24 protein-coding genes are annotated in these 25605 nt (G+C 72.1%); 9 read left to right on the forward strand and 15 right to left on the reverse strand.

Features of this window, described 5'->3' with window-relative positions:
* Positions 1 to 32: 32 nt before the first annotated feature.
* The 3 genes from ABT342_RS01495 to ABT342_RS01505 form a co-directional block, all read right to left on the reverse strand.
* Positions 33 to 551: a carboxymuconolactone decarboxylase family protein gene (locus tag ABT342_RS01495; protein WP_351565302.1), complete on the reverse strand. Its 519-nt coding sequence runs from the start codon at positions 549 to 551 to the stop codon at positions 33 to 35.
* A gap of 142 nt (positions 552 to 693) precedes the next feature.
* Positions 694 to 4833: a trypsin-like peptidase domain-containing protein gene (locus tag ABT342_RS01500; protein WP_351565305.1), complete on the reverse strand. Its 4140-nt coding sequence runs from the start codon at positions 4831 to 4833 to the stop codon at positions 694 to 696.
* Entirely contained in the window at positions 4817 to 5128 is a 312-nt protein-coding gene (locus ABT342_RS01505; protein WP_351565308.1) for a trypco2 family protein, read from the reverse strand. The genes ABT342_RS01500 and ABT342_RS01505 overlap by 17 nt, the downstream gene beginning before the upstream one ends.
* 187 nt (positions 5129 to 5315) lie before the next feature.
* Here ABT342_RS01505 and ABT342_RS01510 point away from each other — a divergent pair, with 187 nt between their 5' ends.
* The gene (locus tag ABT342_RS01510) at positions 5316 to 5537 is read left to right on the forward strand and encodes a hypothetical protein (protein WP_351565311.1); all 222 of its coding nucleotides are present in this window, start codon (positions 5316 to 5318) and stop codon (positions 5535 to 5537) included.
* A gap of 53 nt (positions 5538 to 5590) precedes the next feature.
* Here ABT342_RS01510 and ABT342_RS01515 read toward each other — a convergent pair whose 3' ends face one another.
* The 4 genes from ABT342_RS01515 to ABT342_RS01530 form a co-directional block, all read right to left on the reverse strand.
* Positions 5591 to 5944 carry a DUF1330 domain-containing protein gene (locus tag ABT342_RS01515; RefSeq protein WP_351565314.1) on the reverse strand — a complete coding sequence of 118 codons (354 nt, stop codon included), beginning with the start codon at positions 5942 to 5944 and terminating at the stop codon, positions 5591 to 5593.
* 80 nt (positions 5945 to 6024) lie between these two features.
* Positions 6025 to 7068, reverse strand: coding sequence for an NAD(P)-dependent alcohol dehydrogenase (locus ABT342_RS01520; RefSeq protein ID WP_351565317.1), 1044 nt, complete (start codon positions 7066 to 7068; stop codon positions 6025 to 6027).
* 149 nt (positions 7069 to 7217) lie between these two features.
* Positions 7218 to 8486 carry a L,D-transpeptidase gene (locus ABT342_RS01525; RefSeq protein ID WP_351565320.1) on the reverse strand — a complete coding sequence of 423 codons (1269 nt, stop codon included), beginning with the start codon at positions 8484 to 8486 and terminating at the stop codon, positions 7218 to 7220.
* Positions 8487 to 8687: 201 nt separating this feature from the next.
* Positions 8688 to 9038 (reverse strand): hypothetical protein, encoded by a 351-nt coding sequence (locus tag ABT342_RS01530; RefSeq protein WP_351565323.1) that lies wholly within the window; start codon positions 9036 to 9038, stop codon positions 8688 to 8690.
* Positions 9039 to 9155: 117 nt separating this feature from the next.
* On the opposite strand from ABT342_RS01530, the gene ABT342_RS01535 reads away from it, so the two are divergent.
* The gene (locus ABT342_RS01535) at positions 9156 to 9482 is read left to right on the forward strand and encodes an LAETG motif-containing sortase-dependent surface protein (RefSeq protein ID WP_351565326.1); all 327 of its coding nucleotides are present in this window, start codon (positions 9156 to 9158) and stop codon (positions 9480 to 9482) included.
* Here ABT342_RS01535 and hutH read toward each other — a convergent pair.
* The 5 genes from hutH to ABT342_RS01560 form a co-directional block, all read right to left on the reverse strand.
* Positions 9479 to 11020, reverse strand: a complete 1542-nt coding sequence (gene hutH / locus ABT342_RS01540; RefSeq protein WP_351566282.1) for a histidine ammonia-lyase — start codon at positions 11018 to 11020, stop codon at positions 9479 to 9481. The two genes, ABT342_RS01535 and hutH, sit on opposite strands and share 4 nt — an antisense overlap.
* A gap of 318 nt (positions 11021 to 11338) precedes the next feature.
* A complete protein-coding gene (locus ABT342_RS01545) occupies positions 11339 to 12472 on the reverse strand; it encodes a GGDEF domain-containing protein (protein ID WP_351565329.1) in 1134 nt (377 codons plus the stop codon).
* Positions 12473 to 12529: 57 nt separating this feature from the next.
* The gene (locus ABT342_RS01550; protein ID WP_351565332.1) at positions 12530 to 13360 is read right to left on the reverse strand and encodes an enoyl-CoA hydratase/isomerase family protein; all 831 of its coding nucleotides are present in this window, start codon (positions 13358 to 13360) and stop codon (positions 12530 to 12532) included.
* 42 nt (positions 13361 to 13402) lie between these two features.
* Complete coding sequence (locus ABT342_RS01555; protein ID WP_351565335.1) at positions 13403 to 14515, reverse strand: adenylate/guanylate cyclase domain-containing protein; 1113 nt, start codon at positions 14513 to 14515, stop codon at positions 13403 to 13405.
* A 563-nt stretch (positions 14516 to 15078) separates the two neighbouring features.
* Entirely contained in the window at positions 15079 to 15939 is an 861-nt protein-coding gene (locus tag ABT342_RS01560; RefSeq protein WP_351565338.1) for a biotin--[acetyl-CoA-carboxylase] ligase, read from the reverse strand.
* Positions 15940 to 16113: 174 nt separating this feature from the next.
* On the opposite strand from ABT342_RS01560, the gene ABT342_RS01565 reads away from it, so the two are divergent.
* Complete coding sequence (locus ABT342_RS01565; RefSeq protein WP_351565341.1) at positions 16114 to 17697, forward strand: acyl-CoA carboxylase subunit beta; 1584 nt, start codon at positions 16114 to 16116, stop codon at positions 17695 to 17697.
* Positions 17698 to 17720: 23 nt separating this feature from the next.
* A complete protein-coding gene (locus tag ABT342_RS01570; protein WP_351565344.1) occupies positions 17721 to 17924 on the forward strand; it encodes an acyl-CoA carboxylase epsilon subunit in 204 nt (67 codons plus the stop codon).
* Between the two features lie 82 nt (positions 17925 to 18006).
* Here ABT342_RS01570 and ABT342_RS01575 read toward each other — a convergent pair whose 3' ends face one another.
* Complete coding sequence (locus ABT342_RS01575) at positions 18007 to 19272, reverse strand: SGNH/GDSL hydrolase family protein (RefSeq protein ID WP_351565347.1); 1266 nt, start codon at positions 19270 to 19272, stop codon at positions 18007 to 18009.
* Positions 19273 to 19348: 76 nt separating this feature from the next.
* Here ABT342_RS01575 and ABT342_RS01580 point away from each other — a divergent pair, with 76 nt between their 5' ends.
* The 3 genes from ABT342_RS01580 (at position 19349) to ABT342_RS01590 (ending at position 21164) form a co-directional block, all read left to right on the forward strand.
* Positions 19349 to 19987, forward strand: coding sequence for a TetR/AcrR family transcriptional regulator (locus ABT342_RS01580; protein ID WP_351565350.1), 639 nt, complete (start codon positions 19349 to 19351; stop codon positions 19985 to 19987).
* Between the two features lie 70 nt (positions 19988 to 20057).
* The gene (gene mmpB / locus ABT342_RS01585) at positions 20058 to 20186 is read left to right on the forward strand and encodes a morphogenic membrane protein MmpB (RefSeq protein ID WP_351565353.1); all 129 of its coding nucleotides are present in this window, start codon (positions 20058 to 20060) and stop codon (positions 20184 to 20186) included.
* A gap of 366 nt (positions 20187 to 20552) precedes the next feature.
* On the forward strand, positions 20553 to 21164 hold the full coding sequence (locus ABT342_RS01590; protein WP_351565356.1) for a Maf family protein: 612 nt from the start codon (positions 20553 to 20555) through the stop codon (positions 21162 to 21164).
* Positions 21165 to 21174: 10 nt separating this feature from the next.
* On the opposite strand, the gene ABT342_RS01595 is transcribed toward ABT342_RS01590, so the two are convergent.
* Complete coding sequence (locus ABT342_RS01595) at positions 21175 to 21642, reverse strand: hypothetical protein (protein ID WP_351565359.1); 468 nt, start codon at positions 21640 to 21642, stop codon at positions 21175 to 21177.
* 428 nt (positions 21643 to 22070) lie between these two features.
* Here ABT342_RS01595 and ABT342_RS01600 point away from each other — a divergent pair, with 428 nt between their 5' ends.
* The gene (locus ABT342_RS01600) at positions 22071 to 23825 is read left to right on the forward strand and encodes an acetyl/propionyl/methylcrotonyl-CoA carboxylase subunit alpha (RefSeq protein ID WP_351565362.1); all 1755 of its coding nucleotides are present in this window, start codon (positions 22071 to 22073) and stop codon (positions 23823 to 23825) included.
* A gap of 70 nt (positions 23826 to 23895) precedes the next feature.
* Entirely contained in the window at positions 23896 to 24462 is a 567-nt protein-coding gene (locus tag ABT342_RS01605) for a TetR/AcrR family transcriptional regulator (protein WP_351565365.1), read from the forward strand.
* 46 nt (positions 24463 to 24508) lie between these two features.
* Here ABT342_RS01605 and ABT342_RS01610 read toward each other — a convergent pair whose 3' ends face one another.
* The gene (locus ABT342_RS01610; protein WP_351565368.1) at positions 24509 to 25441 is read right to left on the reverse strand and encodes a DeoR/GlpR family DNA-binding transcription regulator; all 933 of its coding nucleotides are present in this window, start codon (positions 25439 to 25441) and stop codon (positions 24509 to 24511) included.
* Between the last annotated feature and the right edge of the window lie 164 nt (positions 25442 to 25605).

A 25605-nucleotide genomic window follows, 5' to 3' on the forward strand; every position in this document is an offset into this window, starting at 1 on the left:
GGGCGGACCAAGGCGGACCAGGGTGGATCAGGTCAGTCCCACTGCTCGTCCGCGAGGGAGCTGACCGGCTGCGGCTTGCCGATGACGGCCAGGGCGATGAAGAAGTTGATCTGGCCGATCGCGATGGTGAGGGTGGCCAGCGCCTTCTCGTCGTAGTGCTTCGCCACCTCGGCGTACAGCTCGTCGGGGACGCGCTCCTTGCCGTGCGGGGCGGGCTGGAGGGTGGCCTCCACCAGGGCGAGGGCGGCGCGCTCGGCGTCGGTGAAGTACGGGGCGTCCTGCCAGGACGAGACGGCGGTGATGCGCTCCTCGGACTCGCCGGCCTTGCGCAGGAAGCCGGTGTTCAGGACGGTCAGGTAGGTGTTGTGGACGATCTGCCCGGCGCGCAGGTGGACGAGGCTCATCGTGGTGCGCGGCACCGAGCGGTTACCCGTGGCCCGGAAGAGGGCGGCGCTGATGTCGTTCAGCTCGGGCACGAACTCGGCCGGGTTGGGCATCCGGGAGATCGAGGTGGTCGTGGAGGTGTTCGTCGAGGTGGAGGTGTTCGTCATGGCTGCTGTTCTCCTTCGTGTCCGCCCGGTTGGCGTCTTCACAGCACTGACGGATGCGCGCACGGAGATGTGACGGGAATCCGGAAACTTTTTCGGCGTGCCCCGGGACGGGCCTCCGGCGGGCGGCGCAGGTGCGCGCTGCCTAGGAGATGTCCAGGCCCAGGTGTGCGAAGACCACGTCCCGTACGCGCAGGACCGCCTCCGGGTCGAGGGAGGCGAGGACCGGGACGGCGTGGTGCCAGCCGTCGGGGGTGAGGGCGTCGGCGAGGAGGGCTCGCGCGCGGGCGGGGTCGGGGCCGGACCGGGGCGGGTGGAGGAGCGCGGCGAGGCGGCGGACGGTGGGGAGGTAGGCCGGGGAGAGGCCGGTGAGCCGGGTGGCCATGGGGTCGCCCGGTACGCAGGCGGCGTACCCGGCCAGGGCGGCGAGGGCCTCCGCACGCTCCGGTTCGGTGGCGATTCGCTGGGCGGCGGCGCGGGCTGCCGCGTGGTCGCCGAGTGCCGCGTACGCGAGGGCCGCCAAGGCATTTGCCTCGTTGAACGGCGGGGGGCCGCTGCTTTTCGATGCCACCTCGTCGAGCCGCAGGCGGGCGGCGGCCGGGTCGGCGGTCGCGGTCAGCAGAGCGAGCAGTACCTGGTGCTTGGGCAAGGCGGTGACGTTCACCGCGCCGTGCAGCGAGTCCTCGATCCGGGCGATACGCCGGGTGTCGTGCGAGGCCACGGCGGCGAGTATCCCCGCGAGGTCCAGCGGGGCGTCGTGCAGCTCCGGGAGCAGGACGTCGGCCAGCGCACTCGCCGTGTCCGGGCCGTCCGGCCACAGGCCCGCTGCCACCACGATCCGGGCGAGGTTGCGGAAGTGCGGGCCGAAGTCGACGTCCTGGGTATCCGTCAGCTGTTGGACAACCTCCGCCGCGCGTTCTCCGGCGCCGACGGACGCCAGCGCCTGGACCACGCTCGTGCTCACGAAGGACCGCATGAACTCGTCGCTGATCGCGGACGTCATGTCGGCCGCCTGCTCGGCGAGGTGCAGCGCTCGGTCGCTGTCCCCGCGCGCCGCGGTGGCGACGGAGACGACGGCGTACGCCCAGGTCCGTTGTACTTCGTCCACGCCCATCGCCCCGATGAGACGCTCGGCCTCGCGCGGCCGGCCGACGGTGACGAGCGCTCCTGCGAGGACGGCGAGGTGCTCGTCCCGTTGCACGGACGTACCTGCCGGATGGCGCCCCGTCTCGGTATGCCGCAGCAGCCGAAGTGAGCGGTCCGGATCGTCGGCCGCGAAATGGACGGCGAGCGCGGCGAGCGCTTCGGCGGCACCCCCGCGCCCTGGGTCCGCCGCGGCGAGCAGCACGCTCTCCAACTGGTCGGCGGCTCCGGCGGCCGCGAGCAGCCCCACGACAGGGGCGGCGGAGAAGGCGCCCTCGTGACGGTATGTGGTGTCCGCCCAGGCGGCTTCCAGAGCTGCCCACGCCTCGGCTGCCCGGCCCTCACCTGCCCTCCCTTCGGCGATCGACATCCACATCCACGTGCCCGGCCAGCCGAGCGGCACCCGCGAGGCCAGCCTCTCCCGCAGGGCCTCCATCAGCCGCTGGGCCTCGTCCACCGCCCCGGTCACGGCGAGTGCCCGCACGGCGCCCTCGAACTGGTCGAAGGTGGTGAAGGTCGCAGGATCGCGAAGGATGCCGTCCGCGTGGGCGACGGCCAGCCGGACCATACGCTCGGTGTCACGCGGGCGAACCCGGTGCAGGACTTCCGCAGCTGCCGCGGGCGAGGGGGAGTCGGCGCGACGCCCGGCGAGCGCGACGACGGAGTCGTACAGCCTCTCCGCGTGCCCCGGGTCCGTCGCGGCCCGCGCCCGTGCGACGGCTCCCAGCGCGTGGATGCGGTCGGGCAGGTACTCGATCTCCTGCGCGGACTCCTCCGCCCGCCGCAGCAACTCGTCCACCCGCGCCGGGTCCGCAAAGGCGACGGCGATCGCGACGAGCCTCTCCACCCCCGAGCGGGTGTCCGCCGGCCGCAGTTCGCCGAGGTGGCGCAGCGCCTCGGTCTCCCTGCCGGTCGCTGCCAGGGCGGCGGCATACGTGCCCGCCACCTCCTGGGCGGCCTCGTCGCTGTACGTCCACGGCTCGTCCCCCACGGCGGTCTCGGCCAGCCGCACGGCCTCCTGCGCCAGTTCCACCGCCTGCCGGTCCCCCGCCTCGGCCAGCACCCGCGCCACGCCCTCCAAGGCCCGTGCCCGGTCCATCGGGTCGTAGACGCTGTGGGCGAGGCCGATGGCATGGCGGGTGCGGCCGAGCCGCGCGTACGCCGCGGGGATGTCCGGGTGCAGCGACTCGTTGCGCCGGGCCACGAGGTCACCGGCGGCGGCGAGGGCCGCCAGCGCGCCCAGGTCGTCGGGGGTCGCACGGCGGACGATCTGGTGCGCCGCCGCGATCTCGGCGAGGCAGGCGGCATCGCTGCCCGTCACCTCGCGCAGCCGGTCGCGACGCCCGGCGTCGGTGGCGAGGCGGGCGGCGCGGGGGACATCGCCGAGGAGGGCGAGCAGACGGCCGTACGGCTGGAGCAGATACGGCGGGGTCTGTGCGGGCCAGCCCCGGCGCGCGTAGGTCTCGGCCCACGTGTGCAGGCGTTCCTGATAGGCCGCCACGTCCGGCCCGAACGCGTCCTGGGCGGCGGCGAGGAGGGTCTCGTGGGCGAAGAGATAGCCCCGGGCCTCCGCCACCGGGGAAGGAACCTGGTCGCCGCCGTACAGGCTGTGGAAGCGGCGCAGGCGCAGGATCCGGCCGAACGCGCTGCCGAGCCTGGCGTCCAGCGTGAACCCCTGCTCTCCGGTGAGTTCCCGCAGGTCGTCCAGGGTGAGCGCGCCACGCGCCGCCGTGAGCAGGCCGACGAGGTCGCGCTGGAGCGCGTCGCCGGTGAGCGCCTCGTGGAGGTCGTACTTGGCCTCGTACTCGGTGTGCCGGGCCGCCGCCGTGGCGGACAGCTTCGCGACCGTGCAGTGACGCAGCGGATGTCCGCCCCGCACGTCGGGCGGGAGGCCGGGGCCGGGCCGGCTGGTCGCCAGGACGCGGACGTTCGGCGGGAGCCGCTCGGGCAGGAGCGAGGCGATGCTCGTGCCGCTGCCGCCGGGCAGCAGGGACTGGTCCTCGTCGAGTCCGTCGACGAGGAGGAGCAGCGTGCCGCCGTCGCCGGCGACGCGCTCCGCCGCCTGACGCAGCAGGAGTCTGCGCTCGCCGTCGCGGGCGACCGGCGAGCCGCCCGTCGGTTCGCGTCCCACGACGGCGGCGAGCTGGTCGGTGACGGCGGCGGTGTACGCCTCGCCGTCCGCCTGGCTCGCGTAGCGGGCGGTGATGAAGAACCAGACCGGGACGACCCCACGGGGCGGGTGCAGCGCGAACCAGGCCGCGAGTGCCGTCTTGCCCGCCCAGGGCGGTCCCTGGAGCCAGCGGTACGGGTCGGGCCCGCCGCAGAACTCGACGAGCTCGCGGAGCTCGGCCTCGCGGCCCTCCAGTTGCTCCGGCGCGATGTCGGCGAGCTGTGCGCGGTGGGCCTCCTGGATGAGGTCGCGTCCGGCGACCGGTACGGCGTCGGGGAGCGCGGCGGGGTGCAGCCCTCGGCCCAGGGCCGCTTCCAGTTCGGCCAGTTCCGGCGCGCGCAGGGCCTCGGCCCAGCGGTCGACGCGGCTCGCGGCGATGCGGCCGGGGCCGTCGGTGCGGTGGTGCCGGGTGACGACGCCGACGAGGCGGCCGCCGGTGAACACGGCGGCGCCGGACATCCCTTCCCAGGCGTCCCGCTCCGGGTCCGGGTCCTGCGCGGGGGGTGCGGTGACGCCGAGGTCGAGTGTGCCCTCGCGCCGGTTGGAGAGGACGGCGCAGGTGGCGTGCGCGTGCTCCGCGTCGCGGAAGCGTGAACCGTCCGTGCCGGTACGGAGCTTGAAGCGCGGGAAGCCCAGCGCGGTGCAGCGCAGCACCGCGTCCTGTTCGCCGACCCGGCCGTACCGGACGGGCGCGCTGTCCGGGTCCGTGTGGCCCGGGAGCGCGAGGACGGCGATGTCGATGCCCGCGTGCTGCCACCGCACGGCGGCCTCGACGGTCCGCTCGCCCGGCCGGTCGGCCTCGAAGCGTACGCGTACGCCCGCCGCGCCCTCGACGACGTGCGCGGCGGTCAGCACCGTGCCCGACGACACGAGGTACCCCGAGCCCCGTCGGCCCGTGGCACCGTCCGGCAGCGTGACGATGATCTCCGCGACCCGCTCCGGCCGCAGCCCCCGCTCAGCGTTCGCCGTCAACCTCGCCGCCCGCGATCAGAACCGGCCGCGTCGGGCTCCCGTCCGCCGGTACGACCTTGGGCTGCAGTGTGACCGTGATCCGCTGGGTCTGCGCGTGCGCGTACTTCCCGTTCGCCCCCGCGTCGACGACCCAGAGCCGGACCTTGGCGTCCGCCCCGGCCTCGCGGCTGACGGCGACGGTCGCTTCGAGCTCCACCGGCCCGAGCTCGAACCGCACGGCCTCACCGGCGCCGTCCGCGAGCGCGGTGGCCAGCTGCTGGCGCAACTCACGGATCATGTCGGACAGTTCGATCACGTTTCCCCCTCATGCCGCACGGTGATCAGATCGTACAAGTCACGCGGCGGGCACCGCGGGTAGCGTCTGCGGCATGAGTTCGAACGACGAGGAATGGATCATGGTCGTCGAGGTCGAGAACGCACCCGGCCACCCCCGCCCCCTGCCCGCTCTCCACGCTTGACTGCGCGAGCGGGGCATCGACTGGATGCCCTTCGACGGGCGGGAGATCCGCTTCGGGCTCCTGTGCGGAGCCGGAGCGGACGGGCGGTGGCGCGGCTGGTTCCGGATCGAGGTCGGGGCGGATGCGCTGCGCAGGATCGGGCTGCATCCGGACCAGCCCACCGCGCGGGTGCGGGGCGGCTCGCCGCCTCGTTGGTGGCATGCGGCGGGTGAGCGTTACGCCGCGCTTCGGTCGCCTCGACCGTAGACGCGGGCCGGGTGCGCGGTGGCCCGGAGCGGGGTGCGCCCCGCCCCGGGCCGTCATCCGTCCCGCTGCGCCGCCCTGATCGCGGCGGCGGTCGTGGCCGGGTCGTACCCCGGCGCCACGCCGTCGATCAGCAGGATGTCGCCCGGGATGTGCCGGGTGCGCAGCGGGACGATCTCCTGGTACGCCTCGGAGTCGTACCAGTCCCGGGCGTCCTTCATCGACGGGAAGCCGATCATGACGACGGCTCCCGGCCACTCCCCTTCCCGTACGTCGCGCTCGGGCACTCCGTGGACGAGGAAGCGGCCGCCGAAGGGGTCGAGGGTCGCCTGGATGCGCTCCATGTACGTGAGGACCTCGTCGTGGACGCGGGCCTGGGGCCGGAGGTTGGCGATGGCGTATGCGGTCATGATCCGATCATGCCCCTGCTAGCCCGGCCGGTCGATTACCTCCCGGGTAGGGCCGTCCAGGCCTCCCAAGGCCCCGCGCCTCAGATCGTCGCCGTGTCGATCACGAACCGGTAGCGGACGTCACTCGCCAGCACCCGCTCGTACGCCTCGTTGATCTGGTCCGCCCGGATCAGCTCGATCTCGGCGCCGAACCCGTGCTCGGCGCAGAAGTCGAGCATCTCCTGCGTCTCGGCGATTCCGCCGAGGCTCGAGCCCGCGAGGGTCTTGCGGCCACTGACCAGCGAGAACAGGTCGAGCGAGACCGGCTCCTCGGGAATGCCGACGTTCACCAGCGCGCCGTCCGTCCTGAGCAGGCCCAGGTACGCGTCGAGGTCCAGCGGCGCGGAGACCGTGGAGACGACCAGGTCGAAGCTGCCGGCGAGCTGCTCGAAGGTGTTCGGGTCGCTGGTCGCGTAGTAGTGGTCGGCGCCCAGCCGCAGCCCGTCGGCCTGCTTGCGCAGCGACTGGCTGAGCACGGTGACCTCGGCGCCCAGTGCGTGCGCGATCTTCACGCCCAGGTGGCCGAGGCCGCCGAGGCCGACGACGGCGACCTTCTTCCCGGGGCCGGCGTTCCAGTGCCGCAGCGGCGAGTAGAGGGTGACGCCGGCGCACAGCAGCGGCGCGGCGACATCGAGGGAGAGCGCGTCGGGGATGCGGACGACGTAGTTCTCGTCGACGACGATGTGGGTGGAGTAGCCGCCGTAGGTGGGCTCGCCGTTCTTGTCGCGCGCGTTGTACGTGCTGGTCGTGCCCTTGAGGCAGTACTGCTCCAGCCCCTGTGCGCAGTTGTCGCACGTACGGCAGGAGTCGACGAAGACGCCCACGCCGACCCGGTCGCCGACCCGGTACCTGGTCACACCCGGACCGGTCCCGGTGACGACTCCGGCTATCTCGTGGCCGGGGACCATCGGGTAGATGCCCTCGCCCCAGCCGTCGGTCGATGCGTGGATGTCGGAGTGGCAGATGCCGGCGTACTTGATGTCGATCAGTACGTCGTGCTCGCCCACCACACGGCGCGGGATCGTGGTGCGCTCCAGCGGGGCCTTGGCCGAGGGTGCGGCGTAAGCGGCGGCAGTGGTGGTCATGTCGGAGGTTCTCCTCTTGATGCGTGGGTACGCCATGATCTTTCCGTGCCGTGCGGGATTCTCCCAGGCGCGCTCCTGCGACGACGACGGCGGCTCCCGGAGTGTTCCGGGAGCCGCCGTCGGTCGTGTCGCTTGCCGAGGGGCGGGGGTCAGACCGCCGAGCCGGCCTTCCAGTCCGCCCAGCTCATGTTCCAGCCGTTCAGACCGTTTTCGGGGGCGATCGTCTTGTCCTTGGAGTTCTGGACGATGACCACGTCACCGACGATCGAGTTGTCGAAGAACCAGGCGCCCGGCTGGCCCGGGTCGCCGGCGCCCTTGGCGTCGTTCAGGCCGATGCAGCCGTGGCTGGTGTTGACGCTGCCGAAGATCGAGTCGGAGCCCCAGTAGTTGCCGTGGATGAAGGTGCCCGACGTGGACAGCCGCATGGCGTGCGGGACGTCCTTGATGTCGTACTCGCCCTTGCCGTCGTCGTCCGTGAAGCCGACGGTGGAACCGTCCATCCGGGTCTCCTTGAACTTCTCCGAGATCACCATCTGACCGTTGTAGGTCGGGTTCTCGGGGGAGCCGGCGGAGATCGGGATGGTCTTGACCGTCTTGCCGTCCTGCTTGACCGTCAGGGTCTTGGTCTCGGCGTCGACGGTGGTGACCTGGTTGCGGCCGATGGTGAAGCTGACCGTCTTCTGCTGCACGCCGAAGACGCCGTCGGCGCCCTCGACACCGTCGAGGTTCAGCTTGAGGGTGACCTTGGAGCCCTCCTGCCAGTACTGCTCGGGGCGGAAGTCGAGCCGCTGCTGGTTGAACCAGTGGCCGACGACCTCCTGGCCGGTGCTGGAGGTGACGGTGATGCCGGACTGGACGGCCTTCTTGTCCGTGATCACCTTGTTGAAGTTGATCGAGACCGGCATGCCGACGCCGACCGTGGATCCGTCCTCGGGCGTGAAGTTGCCGATGAAGCTGTTCTCGGGCGACACGGTGGTGAAGGACGAGTTCTCGTGGGCCTCGCGGCCCTGGGAGTCCTTGGCCGTGGCGGCGATCTTGTAGACGGTCGCGCGCTCCAGCTGGTCGTCGGGCTGCCAGCTCTTGCCGTCGGCGGCGAGCGTGCCCTTGACGGCGGCACCGGCGGACGTGGTCATGGTGACCTCGGTGAGCGTGCCCTCGCTCACCGTGACCTTGGTGTCCTTGTTGATGCTCGCGTTCGTCGCGCCGTCCTTCGGCGAGATGACTATTCGGGCGGCGGAGGTGTCCTTCGCGGCCGCCGCGTCGACCTGCTCCTGCGACTTCTTCGAGCCGTCGGCGCTGCTGCCGCCCTTGTCGGCGTCGGCGCTGCACCCCGTGAGCACCAGCACGCCGCCGAGCAGTGCGGACGCGGCCACAAGGCCCCTGCGCCGCTTGCTGTCCGTCATCACACGCTTCTCCATCGTCGCCGAATCCCTAGCCGTCTCTCTTCGAGAACACCCAAAACGGCCCTTCCGGTTCCCCTGCCCACGCAGATGTGTGCAACACCACTCTCCGGATGTTCCGAATAAGGCCCGCGCCCCTGCGGTGTGCCCGTACGAACACGCAACGGAACGGGCCCCGGTTCAGCGCGGCGACCGGGGCCCACTGGTGGCGTTCCGGCGTTACGGCCGCGGGCCGCCGTCCGCCTGGACGTCCATGTCTCCATCTTCCTCGCCGAGGTCCCATTCCTCCGCATCAGGGTCGTAATCGATGTGCTCACAGCTCCAGGATGCCTGGGCGAGTTCCACTCCGGGGACCTCGCTGACCAGGTCGAACGGGTCTACGAGATACGCGAGCGCCTCCGCCGGGTCCTCGGTCACGGCGGAACCGGCGTGGGTGCGCTCCTCGTCCGGCATGTAGTCGTCGGTGTCGATGCGGGCCAGGGCGGCATCGGTGAGTGCTTCCGGTTCCGTTACCTCCAGCACCAATTCGACGTGTAGCCGCACATAGCGTGATGTCTCAGAAGAGGTCATACGACGGAGCGTAGGGGTCAAAAGCGGCTCAGGGGCGGCGCGACTTTCCTGCGACCCACACCTTTCATTAGCATCACAGCAGGTCAATTCGCCGTTGCCACAAGGGGGATCGTTCCCGTGTCCGTCGCTCGACGACCGCTGCTGACCGCTACCGCGGCCGGCTCCCTGCTCTGCGCGCTGTGGTTCGTTCCGTCGGCGAACGCGACGGCCGACGGGGAGGCGGCGGATCAGACATCCGGAGCTTCCGCTTCCGGCCCTGGCGCTGCCTCTGCCGCTCGGCGGGGCGGCCCCGAAGAGCTGCGCCTCGCCGAGACGGGCAGTGTGGACACGACGCCGTACCTGATCGGTGGAGCGACGTTCCTGGCGGTCGGCGCGGGGTTCGTGACGTTCGCGTCGCGCCGGAGTGCTCGTACGTACGAGCTCCAGGGTGCTCGTACGTACTAGGCGAGCGGGCCGGTCACCGGCTCCACGGCCGCGATGAGCCGTCCGTCCCGTACGAACGCCTCCGCCGCGGCCAGATCAGGCGCGAGGAAGCGGTCGGGGCCGGGGCCCTCGACCCCGGCGGCGCGCAGGGCCGTGATGGCGGCCTGCGAGGCGGGGGCGGGGGTGAGGCCGCGCCGCAGCTCGATCGCGCGGGTCGCCGCGTACAGCTCCACGGCGATGATCCGGGTCAGGTTGCCGACGGTGGTACGCAGCTTGCGGGCGGCCGACCAGCCCATGGAGACGTGGTCCTCCTGCATCGCGGAGGACGGGATCGAGTCGGCGGAGGCCGGAACGGCCAGCCGCTTCATCTCGCTGACCAGCGCGGCCTGCGTGTACTGGGCGATCATCAGGCCCGAGTCGACGCCCGCGTCGTCGGCGAGGAACGGCGGCAGGCCGTGGGAGCGGTTCTTGTCGAGGAGCCGGTCGGTGCGGCGCTCGGCGATGGAGCCGAGGTCGGCGGCGGCGATCGCCAGGAAGTCGAGGACGTACGCCACGGGCGCCCCGTGGAAGTTTCCGTTGGACTCGACACGTCCGTCGGGAAGTACGACCGGGTTGTCGACGGCGGAGGCGAGCTCACGCTCGGCGACGAGCAGCGCGTGCGCGAGGGTGTCGCGCCCGGCGCCCGCGACCTGGGGCGCGCAGCGCACCGAGTACGCGTCCTGGACGCGGGGCGCTTCCTCCTCCTGGAAGTGCCCGGTGAGCTCGGAGCCCTTGAGCACGGCGCTCATATTGGCGGCGGAGGCGGCCTGGCCGGGGTGCGGGCGGATGGCGTGCAGCTCGGGAGCGAGCACCTTCTCGGTGCCGAGCAGCGCCTCCAGGGAGAGGGCGGCGGTGATGTCGGCGCAGGTGTAGAGGCTCTGGAGGTCGGCGAGGGCCATGATCAGCATGCCGAGCATGCCGTCGGTGCCGTTGAGGAGGGCGAGCCCCTCCTTCTCGCGCAGCTCGACGGGCGCGATGCCGTGGGCCGCGAGCAGCTCGCCGGCCGGGCGGACGGTGCCGTCGGGGCCTTCCGCGTCGCCCTCGCCCATGAGGGCGAGCGCGCAGTGGGACAGCGGGGCGAGGTCTCCCGAGCAGCCGAGCGAGCCGTACTCGTGCACGACCGGGGTGATCCCCGCGTTGAGCACGTCGGCCATGGTCTGCGCGACCTCGGGGCGGACCCCGGTGTGCCCGGACGCCACGGTCTTCAGGCGCAGGAACATCAGCGCCCGTACGACCTCGCGCTCCACGCGCGGCCCCATGCCGGCGGCGTGCGACCGCACGATGTTGCGCTGGAGCTGAGCCCTGAGGTCATGCCCGATGTGCCGGGTCGCGAGCGCCCCGAACCCGGTCGACACCCCGTACACCGGCTCGGGCTTGGCCGCCAGCGCGTCCACGATCTCCCGGGCGGCGGTGAGCGCGGCGACGGCGCTGTCGGAGAGCTCGATGCGGGCGTTGCCGCGGGCGACGGCGATGACGTCCTCGACGGTGGTCCCGGACGTTCCCACCACGACAGTGTGCATATCCATATTCAGCACCCTACGGATTGAATCCCTTTCTGTCACCACCTCTCCCCTCCGGGGGTCCTTACCGCCGGGGCGGGGGGTGGGGGCGCCTGCGGCGGGCTCTGTCCCCTACCCGCCCCTTCCCGCGTGCGGCTCCGCCGCGTGGTGGGGGCAAGCCCCCCAGACCCCCACAACCCAGCCCCGCCGGCGATTGAGGCGCGGGGGTTCGGGGGCGGAGCCCCCCACGCGGCGGAGCCGCAAATCAACACTGCGGGAAGGGGCAGGGAGGGGAAAGGCCCCGCGCAGCGGCCCCCCACCCGCCCCCACCCCCTGGCGTCAGCGGCGCGCGTCGCGGAAGCGGCGGCGGTCGTGGGGGGTCGGGGGGTGGGTGTCCGCGAGCGGGAGGACCTCGTCGTCGCGGCCCGCGACCACGGGCACCGCCGCGCGAGCCGCCTTCGCGCGGTACTGGGCCGCGTCCGCGAGGCGGAAGAGGCGGCGGGCGGAGCGGACCGGCCCGATGGGGTCGCCCGTCGAGGCGATGCCGCACGCCACACCCTCGCCCAGCTTCAACTCACCCGCACGCTCGCACAGTTCGCCCGCGACCTTCACCACGTCGTCCGCCGCCGGACCCACCGTCAGCAGACAGAACTCGTCCCCGCCGAGCCGGGCCGCCAGCGCCCCCGGCAGCATCGCCCCGCACAGCGACAGCACCGAGCCGAAGCGCTCCAGCAGGCGGTCTCCGGTCGCGTGCCCGAGCGTGTCGTTGACCTTCTTCAGGCCGTTCAGGTCGCAGACGACGAGGGAGACCACCGAACCGTCCGCCCGGTGCTGCTCGATCGCCGCGTCGAGCCGCATGTCGACGGCCCGCCGGTTCGCGAGCCCGGTCAGCGGGTCCGTGAAGGCGAGCCGCCGCACCTCCTCCAGCCGCTCCTGCTGCGCGATCCCGGCCGCCACCACCGATGCGAGCACGGTCGCGAAGTCCGCGTCGTCCCGGTCGAATACGGGCTGCCCGGCCGCCCGGGCCACGTACAGCTCGCCCCACGCCCGCCCGTGCAGCACGATCGGCGCGACGACGCAGCAGCCCCGCCCCCGCTGCCGTAGCGCATCGACCCGCTGGTGGGAGTAGCCGTGCACGCCGGACTGCGGGCCGTCCACCGTCTCGACCCACGCGCGCGGCGCGCCGCCGCCCACCCACTGTTCGTGCAGGAATTCGGTGATCTCCGGGAAGCGGTGGACCGGATACGTCTCCCCGTCCGGAAACTCCTCCTCGTCCGCGGCTCTCTCCCCCGCGTTGACGAGCACCTTCAGCCGGCCGCGCTCCCGCTCCCATACCGACAGCGCGGCAAAGCTCCCGGTCAGCGCCTCGCAGGCGCCCACCGCGGCCGCGCGCCACGACTCCCGCGGAGTGTGCGCGGCGGCCATCGACTGTGCGAGCGCCACCACGGCTCGCAGTCGCGCATCCTCACCCATCACCCCAGCTTAGGGAGGTTTACGAGGTTTGAGACAATTTCCGGCTGTTCCACCGGCTCACTCGCCGGGCCACTCGGGCCTGCGCTTCTCGTTGAACGCCGCCACGCCTTCCGCACGGTCCCCCGAGAACGCCACCGACCACCACGCCGCGTCCTCGACCTCCAGTCCCGCCCGCAGATCCAGCCCGTGCCCCAGCCGCAGCGCGCGCTTGGCGGCGCGCAGCCCGACCGGGGAGTTCGCCGCGATCCGCGCGGCCAGCGCGAGCGCGGCTTCGCGGGCGTCGTCGGCGAGCTCGTCCACGAGCCCCAACTCCCGCGCCTCGCCCGCCTCCACACGCCGCGCCGTGAACACCAGCTCGGCCGCCCGCGCGGCGCCCACCCGCCGGGGCAGCAGCTGCGTGCCCCCGCCGCCGGGGATCACACCCACCGACACCTCGGGCAGCCCGACGACGGCCGTCGCGTCCGCCACGATCACATCGCAGGCGAGCGCCAGCTCGAAGCCGCCACCGAGCGCGAACCCGTGCACCGCCGCGACCGTCGGCATCGGCAGTTCCAGCACACCGGTGTACGCCGCGCGGGCGGTGGGCCGCTGGCGTACCAACTGGGCGTCGGTGAGGGAGTTGCGCTCCTTGAGGTCGGCGCCCACGCAGAACGCCCGCTCGTTCGAGGACGTCACCACCGTCACCCGCACCGAGGCATCCGCGCCCAGCGCCTCGCACGCCGCGCCGATCGACCGGGCCATGTCCGTCGAGACGGCGTTCATCGCCTTGGGCCGGTCGAGTACGAGTTCGGCGACGTGCCCGTGCTCATGACGGCGTACGGCGACGAATTCCCCGAAGCGTTCCTCGACGCTTCCCTCGACGCGTTCCTCGAAGCGCTGCTCAGCCATGCCTGACGACCTCCTGGTCAACGGTGGTTCACCCGGAGGATCCTAGGACGGGCGGCGCGTCAGCAGCCAGGGTTCCACCACACCCAGTCCGCGCACGGGCCGCTGCCACATCGGCTGCAGGGCGAAGCGGTACTTCGGCAGCTCGACGGGCTCCTCGCCCGCCTTCTCCGCGGCGGCCGCGGCCTCGGCGGCCTCCGCCGCCTCCGCCTCCGAAACCGGGGCGTCGCCGGTCCGCGACAGCTCCTCCGCGAACGCCCCGTCCACCAGGACCGCGTCCTTCGGCGCTATCGAGGTGAGCCGGCTCGCCAGGTTCACCGTCGTGCCGAACACATCGCCCATCCGCGTTGTGACCGTCCCGAAGGCGATCCCGACGCGCAGGGCGGGCATCGTCTCGTCGTGCGTCATCGTCTCGATCAGGCGCAGCGCGATCTCGGCGGCGGTGCCGGCGTCGTCGGCCGCGTACAGCACCTCGTCGCCGAGGGTCTTGATCAGCCGGCCGCCGTGCGCGGCGACCAGGTCCGCGCAGGTCGTCTCGAAGGACTCGACCAGCTCGCCGAGCTCCTCCTCCTCCAGCCGCCGGGTCAGCCGGGTGAACCCGACGAGGTCCGCGAAGCCGACCGCGAGCCGCCGGTCGACCATCTCCTCGTCGTCGGCGGCCTGCACGACGCGCCCGGTGGCGGCGGCGAGCTGCCGCCGCCACACGTAGATCAGGAACTCCTCGAGCTCCGGCAGCAGCAGCTCGACCAGCGGATACGTGACCTCGGTACGGGTCATGCCCGGCTCGGGCGGCTCGGTGAGCCCCTCCAGGAAGGAGTCGATCTGCCACTCCGCGAGCCGCGCGGTCGTCTGCCCCGTCGACCGCGCCACCTGCACGGCCATCGGCTCGCTCAGCAGCCCCGCCTCGACGAGACCGGCCAGGCGGCGCAGGGCGAGGACGTCGGCCTCGGTGAGGGCCTTCGCCTGCCCGATGTCGGCGAACCCCATGGCCCGCCAGAAGCGTGACGCCAGATCCATGGAGACCCCGGCGGTGCGGGCGGCCTGGAACGGTGTGTAACGACGGTCGGCACCGAGGATCAGCTGCTCCAGCCGGATGGCGAGCGGGTCCTTGGTCGGCTCGGCCGTGTGGTCGACCTCGTGATGCGGCGTGGGATACACCGAGTCCGACGCCTGCTTCTTCCCTGACCCCCCGGACCCTCCGGATCCGCCGGAGTCCCCCGCCGCTCGAGCCCCTCCGGTGGCCGTCTTCGAACCGCTCGCCCCGGAGCCCCCGCCCTCGTGCGCGGCGCTCGCACCCGCGGGCCCGGAAGAGGCGGAAGCCCGTACGGCTCCGGGAAGCCCGCCCCCGGACGGGCCGTGCACACCCCCACCGCCCGCGACCCCGAGCGCAGCCGCGAACCCGAAGGCCCCACGCGCCCCGGAGCCGGCAGCGCTCTCGGGGCCGGAAGCGTGCTGGGATACGGAAGTCCAGCCGAGACCCCGGGAGCCGGGAGCACCCGTGGGCACGGGCGGGCCCGCGGCACCGATGGGCCCGGAGGTGCCGGTGGTGCCCGTGGCGGAAGTCGTGTCGTCGACGGTCACCGGCCGCCTCCTGCCCGTTCCCTGCGCACTACCCTGCCGATCTGTCGTGCCATGCCGGTCCGCGCATGCCGCGGACCCCCGGCGCGGCCTCAACGATACGGCAGGTGTGCCCTAGCTCACGTCCCGGTGGCCTGGGCAGTTCAGTCGCCCGGCCGCAGGTGGACGATGTCGCCGGCCCCCACGGGGTGGCGTTCGCCGTCCGCGGTGGCCACCACCAGCCGCCCGTCGCCGTCGATCGCGACCGCCTCGCCCGTGAGCGTACGGTCGCCGGGCAGCTCCGCCCGGACCGTACGGCCGAGGGTCGAGCAGCCGGCGGCGTACGCCTCCTGGAGCCGGGAGGCGCCCGGGTCCCCGTTCGCGGCGCGCCACTCGCCGTACCAGTGCTCCAGCGAGCGCAGCAGGGCCCGCAGCAGCGGGTCGCGGTCGGTGGAGATCGCGTCGGCGAGGACGAGGGAGCCCGCCTCCGGTACGGGAAGTTCGGCCTCACGCAGGGTGACGTTGATGCCGATCCCGATGACGACACCGTCGTCCCCGGTCCGCTCGGCCAGGATGCCGCCGGCCTTGCGCTCCACCCCCGCCACCTTCACCAGCAGGTCGTTCGGCCACTTGAGGGAGAAGTCGGCACCGGCCGCCCTGGCCAGGCCGGTCGCCGCGGCCACACCGGTGAGCAGCGGCAGCCATCCCCAGCGTTCGACGGGCACGTCCGGCTTGAGGAGTACGGACAGGAAGAGGCCGGAGCGCGCCGGAGCCGTCCAGTTGCGGTCGAGGCGGCCGCGGCCCGCCGTCTGCTCCTCCGCGACCAGCACGGCGCCCTCGGCGAGCTCACCGGCCCGGCCTGCCAGGTCGGAGTTGGTGGAGCCGGTCGTCTGGACGACGTCCAGCGAGGTCCACAGGCCGTCCGGCCGCAGCAGGGCGCGGCGCAGCGCGGTGGCGTTGAGCGGTGGACGGTCGAGGTCGGACCAGCGGCCGGGACCGTTTCCGACGGAGGAGGGAGGCGTCATGCAGCCAGCTTGGCCGGTCCCCCGGGCGCGATGCGAACCAGGTCCGAAAACGGCCTCACGTCTCGTTCGCAAGCACACCGCGATGTGGCAAACGCCGCACTGCCGAACCGTATCCGCGCCGATACGCTACGAGTCAGTAGCCACAGCCGTCACCAGGCAGGGAGCCGCATCCCGATGTCCGAAAAAGACATTCATACGACCGCGGGAAAGATCGCCGATCTGCAGCGTCGTATCGAACAGGCAACACACGCGGGCTCCGAGCGTGCGGTCGAGAAGCAGCATGCCAAGGGCAAACTGACGGCCCGTGAGCGGATCGCCCTCCTCCTCGACGAGGACTCGTTCGTGGAGCTGGACGAGTTCGCCCGGCACCGCTCGACCGATTTCGGCCTGGAGAAGAACCGCCCGTACGGAGACGGCGTCGTCACCGGCTACGGCACGGTGGACGGCCGCCCGGTGGCCGTCTTCTCGCAGGACTTCACGGTCTTCGGCGGCGCCCTGGGCGAGGTGTTCGGCCAGAAGATCATGAAGGTGATGGACTTCGCGCTGAAGACCGGCTGCCCCATGATCGGGATCAACGACTCCGGCGGCGCCCGTATCCAGGAGGGCGTCATGGCCCTCGGCATGTACGGCGAGATCTTCCGCCGCAACACCCACGCCTCCGGTGTCATCCCGCAGATCTCGCTCATCGTCGGCCCGTGCGCGGGCGGCGCCGTCTACTCCCCCGCGATCACCGACTTCACAGTCATGGTCGACCAGACCTCGCACATGTTCATCACGGGACCCGACGTCATCAAGACGGTCACCGGCGAGGACGTCGGCTTCGAGGAGCTGGGCGGAGCCCGTACGCACAACACCACCTCCGGTGTCGCGCACCACATGGCGGGCGACGAGAAGGACGCGATCGAGTACGTCAAGTCCCTCCTCTCCTACCTGCCGTCGAACAACCTGTCCGAGCCGCCCGCGTTCCCCGAGGAGGCGCTCCTCGACCTCACCGACGAGGACCGCGAGCTGGACACCCTCATCCCGGACAGCGCGAACCAGCCGTACGACATCCGCACGGTCATCGAGCACGTCCTGGACGACGGCGAATTCCTGGAGACGCAGGCGCTGTTCGCGCCGAACATCGTGACGGGATTCGGCCGGGTCGAGGGCTTCCCGGTCGGCGTCGTCGCCAACCAGCCGATGCAGTTCGCGGGCTGTCTCGACATCAACGCGAGCGAGAAGGCCGCCCGGTTCGTGCGCACCTGCGACGCGTTCAACATCCCGGTGCTGACCTTCGTGGACGTGCCCGGCTTCCTGCCGGGCGTGGACCAGGAGTACGGCGGCATCATCCGGCGCGGTGCGAAGCTGATCTACGCGTACGCGGAGGCGACCGTTCCGCTGATCACGGTGATCACCCGGAAGGCCTTCGGCGGCGCGTACGACGTCATGGGCTCCAAGCACCTCGGCGCCGATCTGAACCTGGCCTGGCCGACCGCGCAGATCGCCGTCATGGGCGCGCAGGGCGCGGTGAACATCCTGCACCGCCGCACGATCGCGGACGCGGGCGACGCGGAGGCCCAGGAGACGAAGCGCGCCGAGCTGATCGCGGACTACGAGGACACGCTGCTCAATCCGTACGTCGCGGCCGAGCGCGGGTACATCGACGCGGTGATCATGCCGTCCGACACCCGCGCGCAGATCGTGAAGGGCCTGCGTGGGCTGCGGACGAAGCGGGAAAACCTTCCCCCGAAGAAGCACGGCAACATCCCCCTGTAAGCCCCCGGCCGAGAGGAGCCGTTGTGATCAAGGTCGTTCGGGGCAATCCGACCCCGGAGGAGCTGGCCGCCGCCCTGGCGGTGGTCCAGGCGCGCGCCGCGGCGACGGCATCCGCCGAGTCCGGCGCGCCCCAGGTGCCGCAGGAGTGGTCGGACCCGGCGCGGATCGCGCGGACACGGGCGCTGCGCCCGGGGCCGCGGGCGTGGGCGCGTACGTTCTGGCCGTAGACACGTAGGCACGCAGACGCATGAGTCCGAGGTCCCGCACGCGGGACCTCGGACTCATGCGTTCGGGCAGCCGCCCCGGGCATCACACCAGCGGGGCCACCGCCGCCGCCATCGCCCGGTAGCCGGCGTCGTTGGGGTGCAGGCCGTCTTCGTACGCGTACGCCGGGTTGAGGCGGTCAGGGTCGGCGGGGTCGGCGAGCAGCCGGTCGAAGTCGACGACCGCGTCGAACTCACCGGAGGTACGGATCCACTGGTTGACCTCGTCGCTCACCTGCGCCGAGTGCGGACCCCAGTGGGTGGTGCCCTTCAGCGGCAGGAGTGTGGAACCGACGATCCGGACGCCGCGGGCGTGGGCGGCGGCGATCAGCGTGCGGTATCCGGCGATGAGCTCTTCGGTGGACACGACGGGCGACGGCTTGTACGTGGGCTGGCCGTCGGCCTCGCTGAAGCCGAGGTCGTTGACGCCCTGGAGGAGGGCGACGGTGGAGACTCCGGGCTGGTCGAGGGCGTCGCGGCCGAAGCGGGCGGTGGAGCGTTCGCCGTACCAGGCGGAGTCGTTGAGGACGAGGTTGCCGCCGATGCCGGCGTTCAGGACCGGGCGGTCGAGGCGCTCGGCGAGGGCGTCGGAGTAGCGGCGGTCGGCGTTCGTGGTGGAGCCGAAGCCGTCGGTGATGGAGTCGCCGAAGAGGACGACTCCGCCCTTGGGGCGGGGCTCGGCGCGGCCCGTGACGTCCACTCCGGAGAGGTAGTACCAGGACTGGGTGGTCTCGGTGAAGGCGTCGCCGGAGACGTCGGCGCGGTGGTCGCCGTCGGCCCGGTAGCTGTCGGTCCACGCCTGGGAGTGGAAGGTGGCGGGACCGGTGGTGCCGGCGAAGTGGAGCGTGACGGTGACCGAATCCAGCCGTTGGAGGGCGAGCGGGGCGGGGTCGGTGCGCAGTTCGCCGTGCGCAGGGATCGCGACGGACCGCTTGCCGCGGAAGGTGAGGTGGCGGACGGTGCCGGGACGGACGGCCGCCGCCTTGTCCGTACGGGCGATGGTGGCGCCCGTGACGTGCAGCGGGGAGGTTCCGTACGCGTTCGACAGCCGGATGCGCACCTGGTCACCGGCCCCCGTGACGCGGACGACCTGGCGGACGGTCTGCCGGGAGAAGCCCTCCTGGGACCAGTTCGGGGTGAAGCCGGTGCTGGGGGTCTGCGGGGAGGCGGCCCAGGCGGCGCTCCAGCGCGTGGCGGAGGTGTGGGTTTCCGGGGCCGCGGCCGGAGCCGGACCCGTGGCGGCGATCAGGCCCAGGCCGAGGGCGGTGACGGCGATGGGTGCGGTGGCGCGGCGGACGAGCCTGGCGAACATGACGTGATCCCCCTCCGCCCTAATGGGCGTACAGTTTCGTTAAGGTGATGCGACCCTAACAGAGTCGACCTCGTTAATGAAACAGGAGTCCCGTTTGAGTGCCGACGCACCCGACTCGCCCGACTCCCCCGGCACCGTGCGCCCCGGCGGCCGTACCGCCAAGGTGCGCGCCGCGGTGCTGGAAGCGACCCGGGAAGCCCTGGTGACACAGGGCTTCCACGCCCTGAACATGGACCGGATCGCGGCCGCCGCCGGGGTCGGCAAAACCACCGTCTACCGCCGCTGGGGCTCCGCCACCGGGCTCGTCGCCGATCTGCTGCGCGACATGGCGGAGCAGTCCCTGCCGGCCGCCGACACGGGCTCTCTGGACGGCGATCTGCGGGCCAACGCCGAACTCGTCCTGGCGACCCTGACCGACCCCCGGATGGGCCCGGTCTTCCAGGCCGTCATCGCTGCCGCCGCCTGCGACGAGCAGTGCGCCGCCGCGCTGCACGGCTTCTACGCGACCCGGCTGCGCGAATGGGCCCGGGTCGTCGAACGCGCCGCCGCACGCGGCGAGGTCCCGGCGGGCACCGACCCGGCCGAGTTGGTCCGCGCGGTCTCCGCCCCGCTGTACTACCGCTTCGCGATCAGCCGCGAACCGCTCACCGGGGCGGACGCGGAGCGCGCGGTGACGGCGGCGCTGGCGGCGGCGCGGGCGGGCGCGTTCATTTAGTCCTTTGACACGGGGCGCCTGAGTACGAGTACTCAGGCGCCCCGGCCTCCACAGCAGCAGGATCGAAGGCATGCTGTGGTCCGACCCGAAGAACGAGCCCCCCAAAGAAATGCGGGACACCCAGGCGATGATGCGCCGCGCGGGCGTACTGCTGGCGCTCGCGATGGTGGTGGCGATGTTCGTGGCGGGAGTGCGGTAGTCGGCGCCGGCGGCGAGCTTGTTCCCCTACCCGCCCCTTCCCGCAACTGGGGGCAAGCCCCCAGACCCCCGTACGGCCTCCGGCCGTGTCCTCAAACGCCGGACGGGCTCCAAAGGAGCCCCACTGGGGGTCCCCCCACGCCCGCCAGGGCGTAGGGGGAGATTGAGGAGCGGGGGTTCGGGGGCGGAGCCCCGGTTTCGGGAAGGGGCGGGGCGGGGAGAAGAGCCCGCCGCAGGCGCCCCCTCGGCGCCCCGCCGAACGGGCGCGGTCGGCCCCGCAGCCGGCAGGCGGGGGCCGGCCCGCGCGCCCCAGGTCGATGTGTCGTGGCGCTCATCGCGCGAACCCCCGCCCCGTACGATGGCCCGCATGACCGACCAGCGCCGCCGCCTCGTCCTCGCGTCCGCCTCCCCCGCCCGGCTCGGGCTGCTCCGGCAGGCCGGACTCGCTCCCGACGTGATCGTCAGCGGCGTCGACGAGGAGGCCGTGAGCGCACCCACCCCGGCCGAGCTGGCGCTCGCGCTCGCGGAGGCCAAGGCGTCCGTCGTGGCCGCGCGGGCGGACGTGATCAGGAGCCGCGCGCTCGTCGTCGGCTGTGACTCCGTACTCGAACTCGACGGACACGCCCTCGGCAAGCCCGCCGACGCCGAAGAGGCCATCGCCCGCTGGAAGTCGATGCGCGGCCGCGCGGGGACCCTGCAGACCGGGCACTGCGTCTACGACACCGACACCGGCCACTACGCCTCGGCGACCGCGTCCACCGTCGTCCGCTTCGGTCACCCCTCCGACGAGGAGATCGCGAGCTACGTCGCCAGCGGCGAACCGCTCCACGTGGCGGGCGCCTTCACCCTGGACGGCCGCTCGGCCCCCTTCATCGAGGGCATCGACGGCGATCACGGCAATGTGATCGGCCTGTCCCTGCCGCTGCTGCGCAAGCTCCTGCGCGACCTGGGGATCGAGATCACCGCGCTCTGGACCTGACCTGACGCCCTCAGGCGGGGTCGGGCGCGGGACCCTGCGCCGACTCCGGCTCCGGCTCGGGCTCGGGCTCGGGCTCGGGCTTCGGACCGTACGCCACCAGCGACAGCACGATCAGCCCCAGCACCACCATCATGAACGCGAAGGCGTGCCAGCCGACCAGACCGACGGTCAGCGCGCCCAGCACCCCGTGCATGACCGCGCTCGCGATCAGCACCGCCCGGCCGAACCGGCCGGGCGCCCGGTCCCGCAGCCCCGCGAGCAGCAGCACCAGCCCGCAGACCGCGAGCACAAGACCGAGAACACCCCCGAGCGCCCACGTCGCGCTGGACATGACATCGGGATCCAGGCCGTCCAGCGACATCTGCTGGTTGCCGACGACGGTGGCGAGTATGCCGTTGACGAAGACGACCCCGACCGCCTCGACGAAGAGCACGATCGCGGCCACCACGGCCAGTGGTCTGCGTGCCACGGCCCCCACCCCTCTGTTCCCAGCGCCTGTTACCAGCAGTACGAACGACACCGCGAACGCTACTAACGGGTAAACCTTCGGACAAGGGTCCAGGCACAAGCAAAGAATCATTCGGCCATTCGTAGGGACTCGACAAAGAAACGTGTCGCGCCGCTGAGCGCGCGAACAGAGACCTTGACCACATCCGGAGGCTACTGTCGGGTCGGGGAACTCGGCGTACCGTGGTGCGACAAGGGGTTTCGCCACCTGAGGAGGGCTGGCATCACACTCCGTGTGGGCAAGCTCACCATCAAGGACAGGTCGAAAGGCCGTGTCGGCAGTCCCTAAACTCAGCATGTTTCAGCGAGGCACCCCGGCTCGGCCGTTTCCGGCCGGGAAGACCAGCGGCTGGGGGTCCGGGGCGTTCCCCGGAAAGACACAGCAAGGAGGGAGCCATCGTGCGCAAGGTGCTCATCGCCAACCGAGGCGAGATCGCTGTCCGTGTTGCCCGTGCATGCCGGGACGCCGGGATCGCGAGCGTAGCCGTCTACGCCGATCCGGATCGTGACGCTCTGCATGTCCGGGCCGCCGACGAGGCGTTCGCCCTGGGCGGTGACACCCCGGCGGCCAGCTACCTGGACATGGGCAAGGTCCTCCAGGCAGCCGCCGATTCGGGCGCGGACGCGATCCATCCCGGTTACGGCTTCCTCTCCGAGAACGCCGACTTCGCACAGGCCGTCATCGACGCGGGACTGACCTGGATCGGCCCGCCGCCGCAGGCGATCCGCGATCTGGGTGACAAGGTGGCGGCCCGTCACATCGCCCAGCGCGCCGGTGCGCCGCTGGTCGCGGGCACCCCCGACCCGGTGTCCGGCGCCGACGAGGTCGTCGCGTTCGCCGAGGAGCACGGGCTGCCGATCGCCATCAAGGCGGCTTTCGGCGGTGGCGGGCGCGGCCTGAAGGTCGCCCGCACGCTGGAGGAAGTCCCGGAGCTGTACGAGTCCGCCGTACGCGAGGCCGTAGCCGCGTTCGGCCGGGGCGAGTGCTTCGTCGAGCGGTACCTGGACAAGCCGCGTCACGTCGAGACGCAGTGCCTGGCCGACCAGCACGGCAACGTCGTGGTCGTGTCCACGCGTGACTGCTCGCTGCAGCGCCGCCACCAGAAGCTCGTCGAGGAGGCCCCGGCGCCCTTCCTGAGCGCCGACCAGAACGCGCAGCTGTACGCCGCGTCCAAGGCCATCCTCAAGGAGGCCGGCTACGTCGGCGCGGGCACCGTCGAGTTCCTCGTCGGCCTCGACGGCACGATCTCCTTCCTGGAGGTCAACACCCGGCTCCAGGTCGAGCACCCGGTCACCGAAGAGGTCACCGGCATCGACCTGGTCCGCGAGATGTTCCGGATCGCCGACGGCGAGAAGCTGGGTTACGACGACCCGGTGCTCCGCGGTCACTCCTTCGAGTTCCGTATCAACGGCGAGGACCCGGGCCGGAACTTCCTGCCCGCTCCCGGTACGGTCACGACCTTCGCGCCGCCGTCCGGTCCGGGTGTCCGGCTGGACGCGGGTGTCGAGTCCGGCTCGGTCATCGGCCCCGCCTGGGACTCGCTGCTCGCCAAGCTGATCGTCACCGGTGCCACGCGTGAGCAGGCGCTCCAGCGTGCGGCCCGCGCGCTCGCGGAGTTCCAGGTGGAGGGCATGGCCACGGCCATTCCGTTCCACCGCGCCGTCGTCGCCGACCCGGCGTTCACCAGCGCGCCGTTCCGCGTCCACACCCGGTGGATCGAGACGGAGTTCGTCAACGAGATCAAGCCATTCGCCGCCCCCGCCGATGCCGAGGCGGACGAGGAGCCGGGCCGCGAGACGGTCGTCGTCGAGGTCGGCGGCAAGCGGCTGGAGGTCTCCCTGCCGTCGTCGCTGGGCATGACCCTGGCCCGTACGGCCGCGGCCGGCGGCGCCAAGCCGAAGCGCCGCGCCGCGAAGAAGTCCGCGTCGGCCGCCTCCGGCGACACCCTCGCCTCCCCGATGCAGGGCACGATCGTCAAGGTCGCGGTCGAGGAGGGCCAGGAGGTCAAGGAGGGCGACCTCATCGTCGTACTCGAAGCGATGAAGATGGAGCAGCCGCTGAACGCGCACCGCTCCGGCACGGTCAAGGGCCTCGCTGCGGAGGTGGGCGCGTCGCTCACGTCCGGTGCGGTGATCTGCGAGATCAAGGACTGACACGGGTACCTGACTGGGGCCGCCGGGATCGCCCGGCGGCCCCAGCCGTGCGTTTGGCATCCTGGATGCCATGACCACGAGTACGCGGCCGATGCGCGCCGACGCGCGCCGCAACTACGAGCGGCTGCTCGCCGAGGCCCGGGCCGCCTTCGCCGAGCACGGCACGGATGCATCGCTCGAGGACATCGCGCGCCGTGCGGGGGTGGGGATCGGGACGCTGTACCGGCACTTCCCCAACCGGCACGCGCTGATGAACGCGGTCTTCCAGGAGGCCCTGGCCGCGCTGCTGGAACGCTCGCGCGAACTCGCTTCGGCGGAGCATCCGTGCGGGGCGCTGGTGGAGTGGCTGCGCGCCATCATCACTCATGCGGGTGAGTACCGCGGTCTGGCACGGGCCCTCATGTCCGCGTCGCACGACGAGAGTTCGGAACTCGCGCAGTGCAGCGTACCGATGGAGCAGGCGGGCGCGCGCCTGCTGCTGCGCGCCCAGGAGGCGGGTGCGGTGCGGACGGACGTCTCGATCAGCGACCTGATGCAGCTGACGAACGCGATCGCCCTGGCCGCGGAACACGACCCGGCCGACCCCGAACTCCCCGACCGCCTGCTGACCCTGACTCTCCGCGGCCTGAAGGCCTGACCAGCCGGGGCTCAGCCGGTGCTACGGGGCGGGCCCGGAGGCGCGCTCAGCGGCGGCGGAGGTCCGCCACGCGTGGGCGCTCCTGGTCCGCGAGCGCGGCCGGGGCGGCGCGCAGGCCCGGGGACGGGTGGGTACGGCGCTGGGCCGGGAGGGGCACGTCGCGGCGGGGGCGGCTCCCCTCTGCCGCCCCCATTGGCGCGCCGCCCGCCACCGCGATCTGGACGCCCTGGTCCGCGAGGGCCTGGAGCTCCGTCAGCGCGCGGTCGTCGTGCGGCGGCGGCTCGTCCGTCACCAGTCGGGTGATGACGTCCGTCGGCACCGTCTGGAACATCGTGTCGGTGCCGAGCTTGGTGTGGTCCGCCAGGACCACCACCTCGGCGGCCGCCTGCACCAGCGCCCGGTCGACGCTCGCCGACAGCATGTTGGACGTGGACAGGCCGCGCTCGGCCGTCAGCCCGCTGCCGGACAGGAACGCACGGGAGACCCGGAGCCCCTGGAGCGACTGCTCCGCCCCGCTGCCGACGAGCGCGTAGTTCGAGCCACGCAGCGTCCCGCCGGTCATGACCACCTCGACCCGGTTCGCGTGCGCCAGCGCCTGTGCCACCAACAGGGAGTTGGTGACCACGGTCAGTCCCGGGACCCGCGCGAGCCGGCGCGCCAGCTCCTGCGTGGTCGTCCCGGCGCCGACCACGATGGCCTCGCCTTCTTCGACCAGACCCGCGGCGAGATCGGCGATCGCCGTCTTCTCCGCGGTCGCGAGATGGGATTTCTGCGGGAAGCCGGACTCTCGCGTGAATCCGCCCGGCAGCACCGCACCGCCATGCCGGCGGTCGAGGAGTCCTTCTGCCTCCAGCGCCCGCACGTCGCGCCGTACGGTCACTTCGGAGGTCTGGACGACGCGGGCGAGCTCACGGAGCGACACGGCCCCGTTGGCGCGCACCATTTCGAGGATCAACTGACGACGTTCTGCAGCGAACACGAAACTGACAGTAACCTGACCGGCCGATACTTTTCAGCACTTTGCGCCGAAATACAGAAGTTGGGCGTGGCCGAGGTCACAACGTGGTATGCGCGGAGCCGGGCGGGAATCCGGCCGGAGATCGTCGGAGGCCGTCGGGGTCTGCCGAAGTCCGGCTTGCCGGG

This window comes from Streptomyces sp. NPDC000410, from assembly GCF_040300305.1.
Lineage (GTDB): Bacteria > Actinomycetota > Actinomycetes > Streptomycetales > Streptomycetaceae > Streptomyces.

Bases quoted from the DNA above. Each gene is read 5' to 3' on its own strand.
- ABT342_RS01580 (WP_351565350.1), top strand. From the start codon at position 19,349: ATGAAACAGGAGTCCCGTTTGAGTGCCGACGCACCCGACTCGCCCGAC.
- ABT342_RS01560 (WP_351565338.1), bottom strand. From the start codon at position 15,939: ATGACGCCTCCCTCCTCCGTCGGAAACGGTCCCGGCCGCTGGTCCGAC.
- mmpB (WP_351565353.1), top strand. From the start codon at position 20,058: ATGCTGTGGTCCGACCCGAAGAACGAGCCCCCCAAAGAAATGCGGGAC.
- ABT342_RS01515 (WP_351565314.1), bottom strand. From the start codon at position 5,944: ATGACCGCATACGCCATCGCCAACCTCCGGCCCCAGGCCCGCGTCCAC.
- ABT342_RS01565 (WP_351565341.1), top strand. From the start codon at position 16,114: ATGTCCGAAAAAGACATTCATACGACCGCGGGAAAGATCGCCGATCTG.
- hutH (WP_351566282.1), bottom strand. From the start codon at position 11,020: ATGCACACTGTCGTGGTGGGAACGTCCGGGACCACCGTCGAGGACGTC.
- ABT342_RS01605 (WP_351565365.1), top strand. From the start codon at position 23,896: ATGACCACGAGTACGCGGCCGATGCGCGCCGACGCGCGCCGCAACTAC.
- ABT342_RS01550 (WP_351565332.1), bottom strand. From the start codon at position 13,360: ATGGCTGAGCAGCGCTTCGAGGAACGCGTCGAGGGAAGCGTCGAGGAA.
- ABT342_RS01590 (WP_351565356.1), top strand. From the start codon at position 20,553: ATGACCGACCAGCGCCGCCGCCTCGTCCTCGCGTCCGCCTCCCCCGCC.
- ABT342_RS01545 (WP_351565329.1), bottom strand. From the start codon at position 12,472: ATGGGTGAGGATGCGCGACTGCGAGCCGTGGTGGCGCTCGCACAGTCG.
- ABT342_RS01525 (WP_351565320.1), bottom strand. From the start codon at position 8,486: ATGGAGAAGCGTGTGATGACGGACAGCAAGCGGCGCAGGGGCCTTGTG.
- ABT342_RS01530 (WP_351565323.1), bottom strand. From the start codon at position 9,038: ATGACCTCTTCTGAGACATCACGCTATGTGCGGCTACACGTCGAATTG.
- ABT342_RS01520 (WP_351565317.1), bottom strand. From the start codon at position 7,068: ATGACCACCACTGCCGCCGCTTACGCCGCACCCTCGGCCAAGGCCCCG.
- ABT342_RS01495 (WP_351565302.1), bottom strand. From the start codon at position 551: ATGACGAACACCTCCACCTCGACGAACACCTCCACGACCACCTCGATC.
- ABT342_RS01510 (WP_351565311.1), top strand. From the start codon at position 5,316: ATGCCCTTCGACGGGCGGGAGATCCGCTTCGGGCTCCTGTGCGGAGCC.
- ABT342_RS01575 (WP_351565347.1), bottom strand. From the start codon at position 19,272: ATGTTCGCCAGGCTCGTCCGCCGCGCCACCGCACCCATCGCCGTCACC.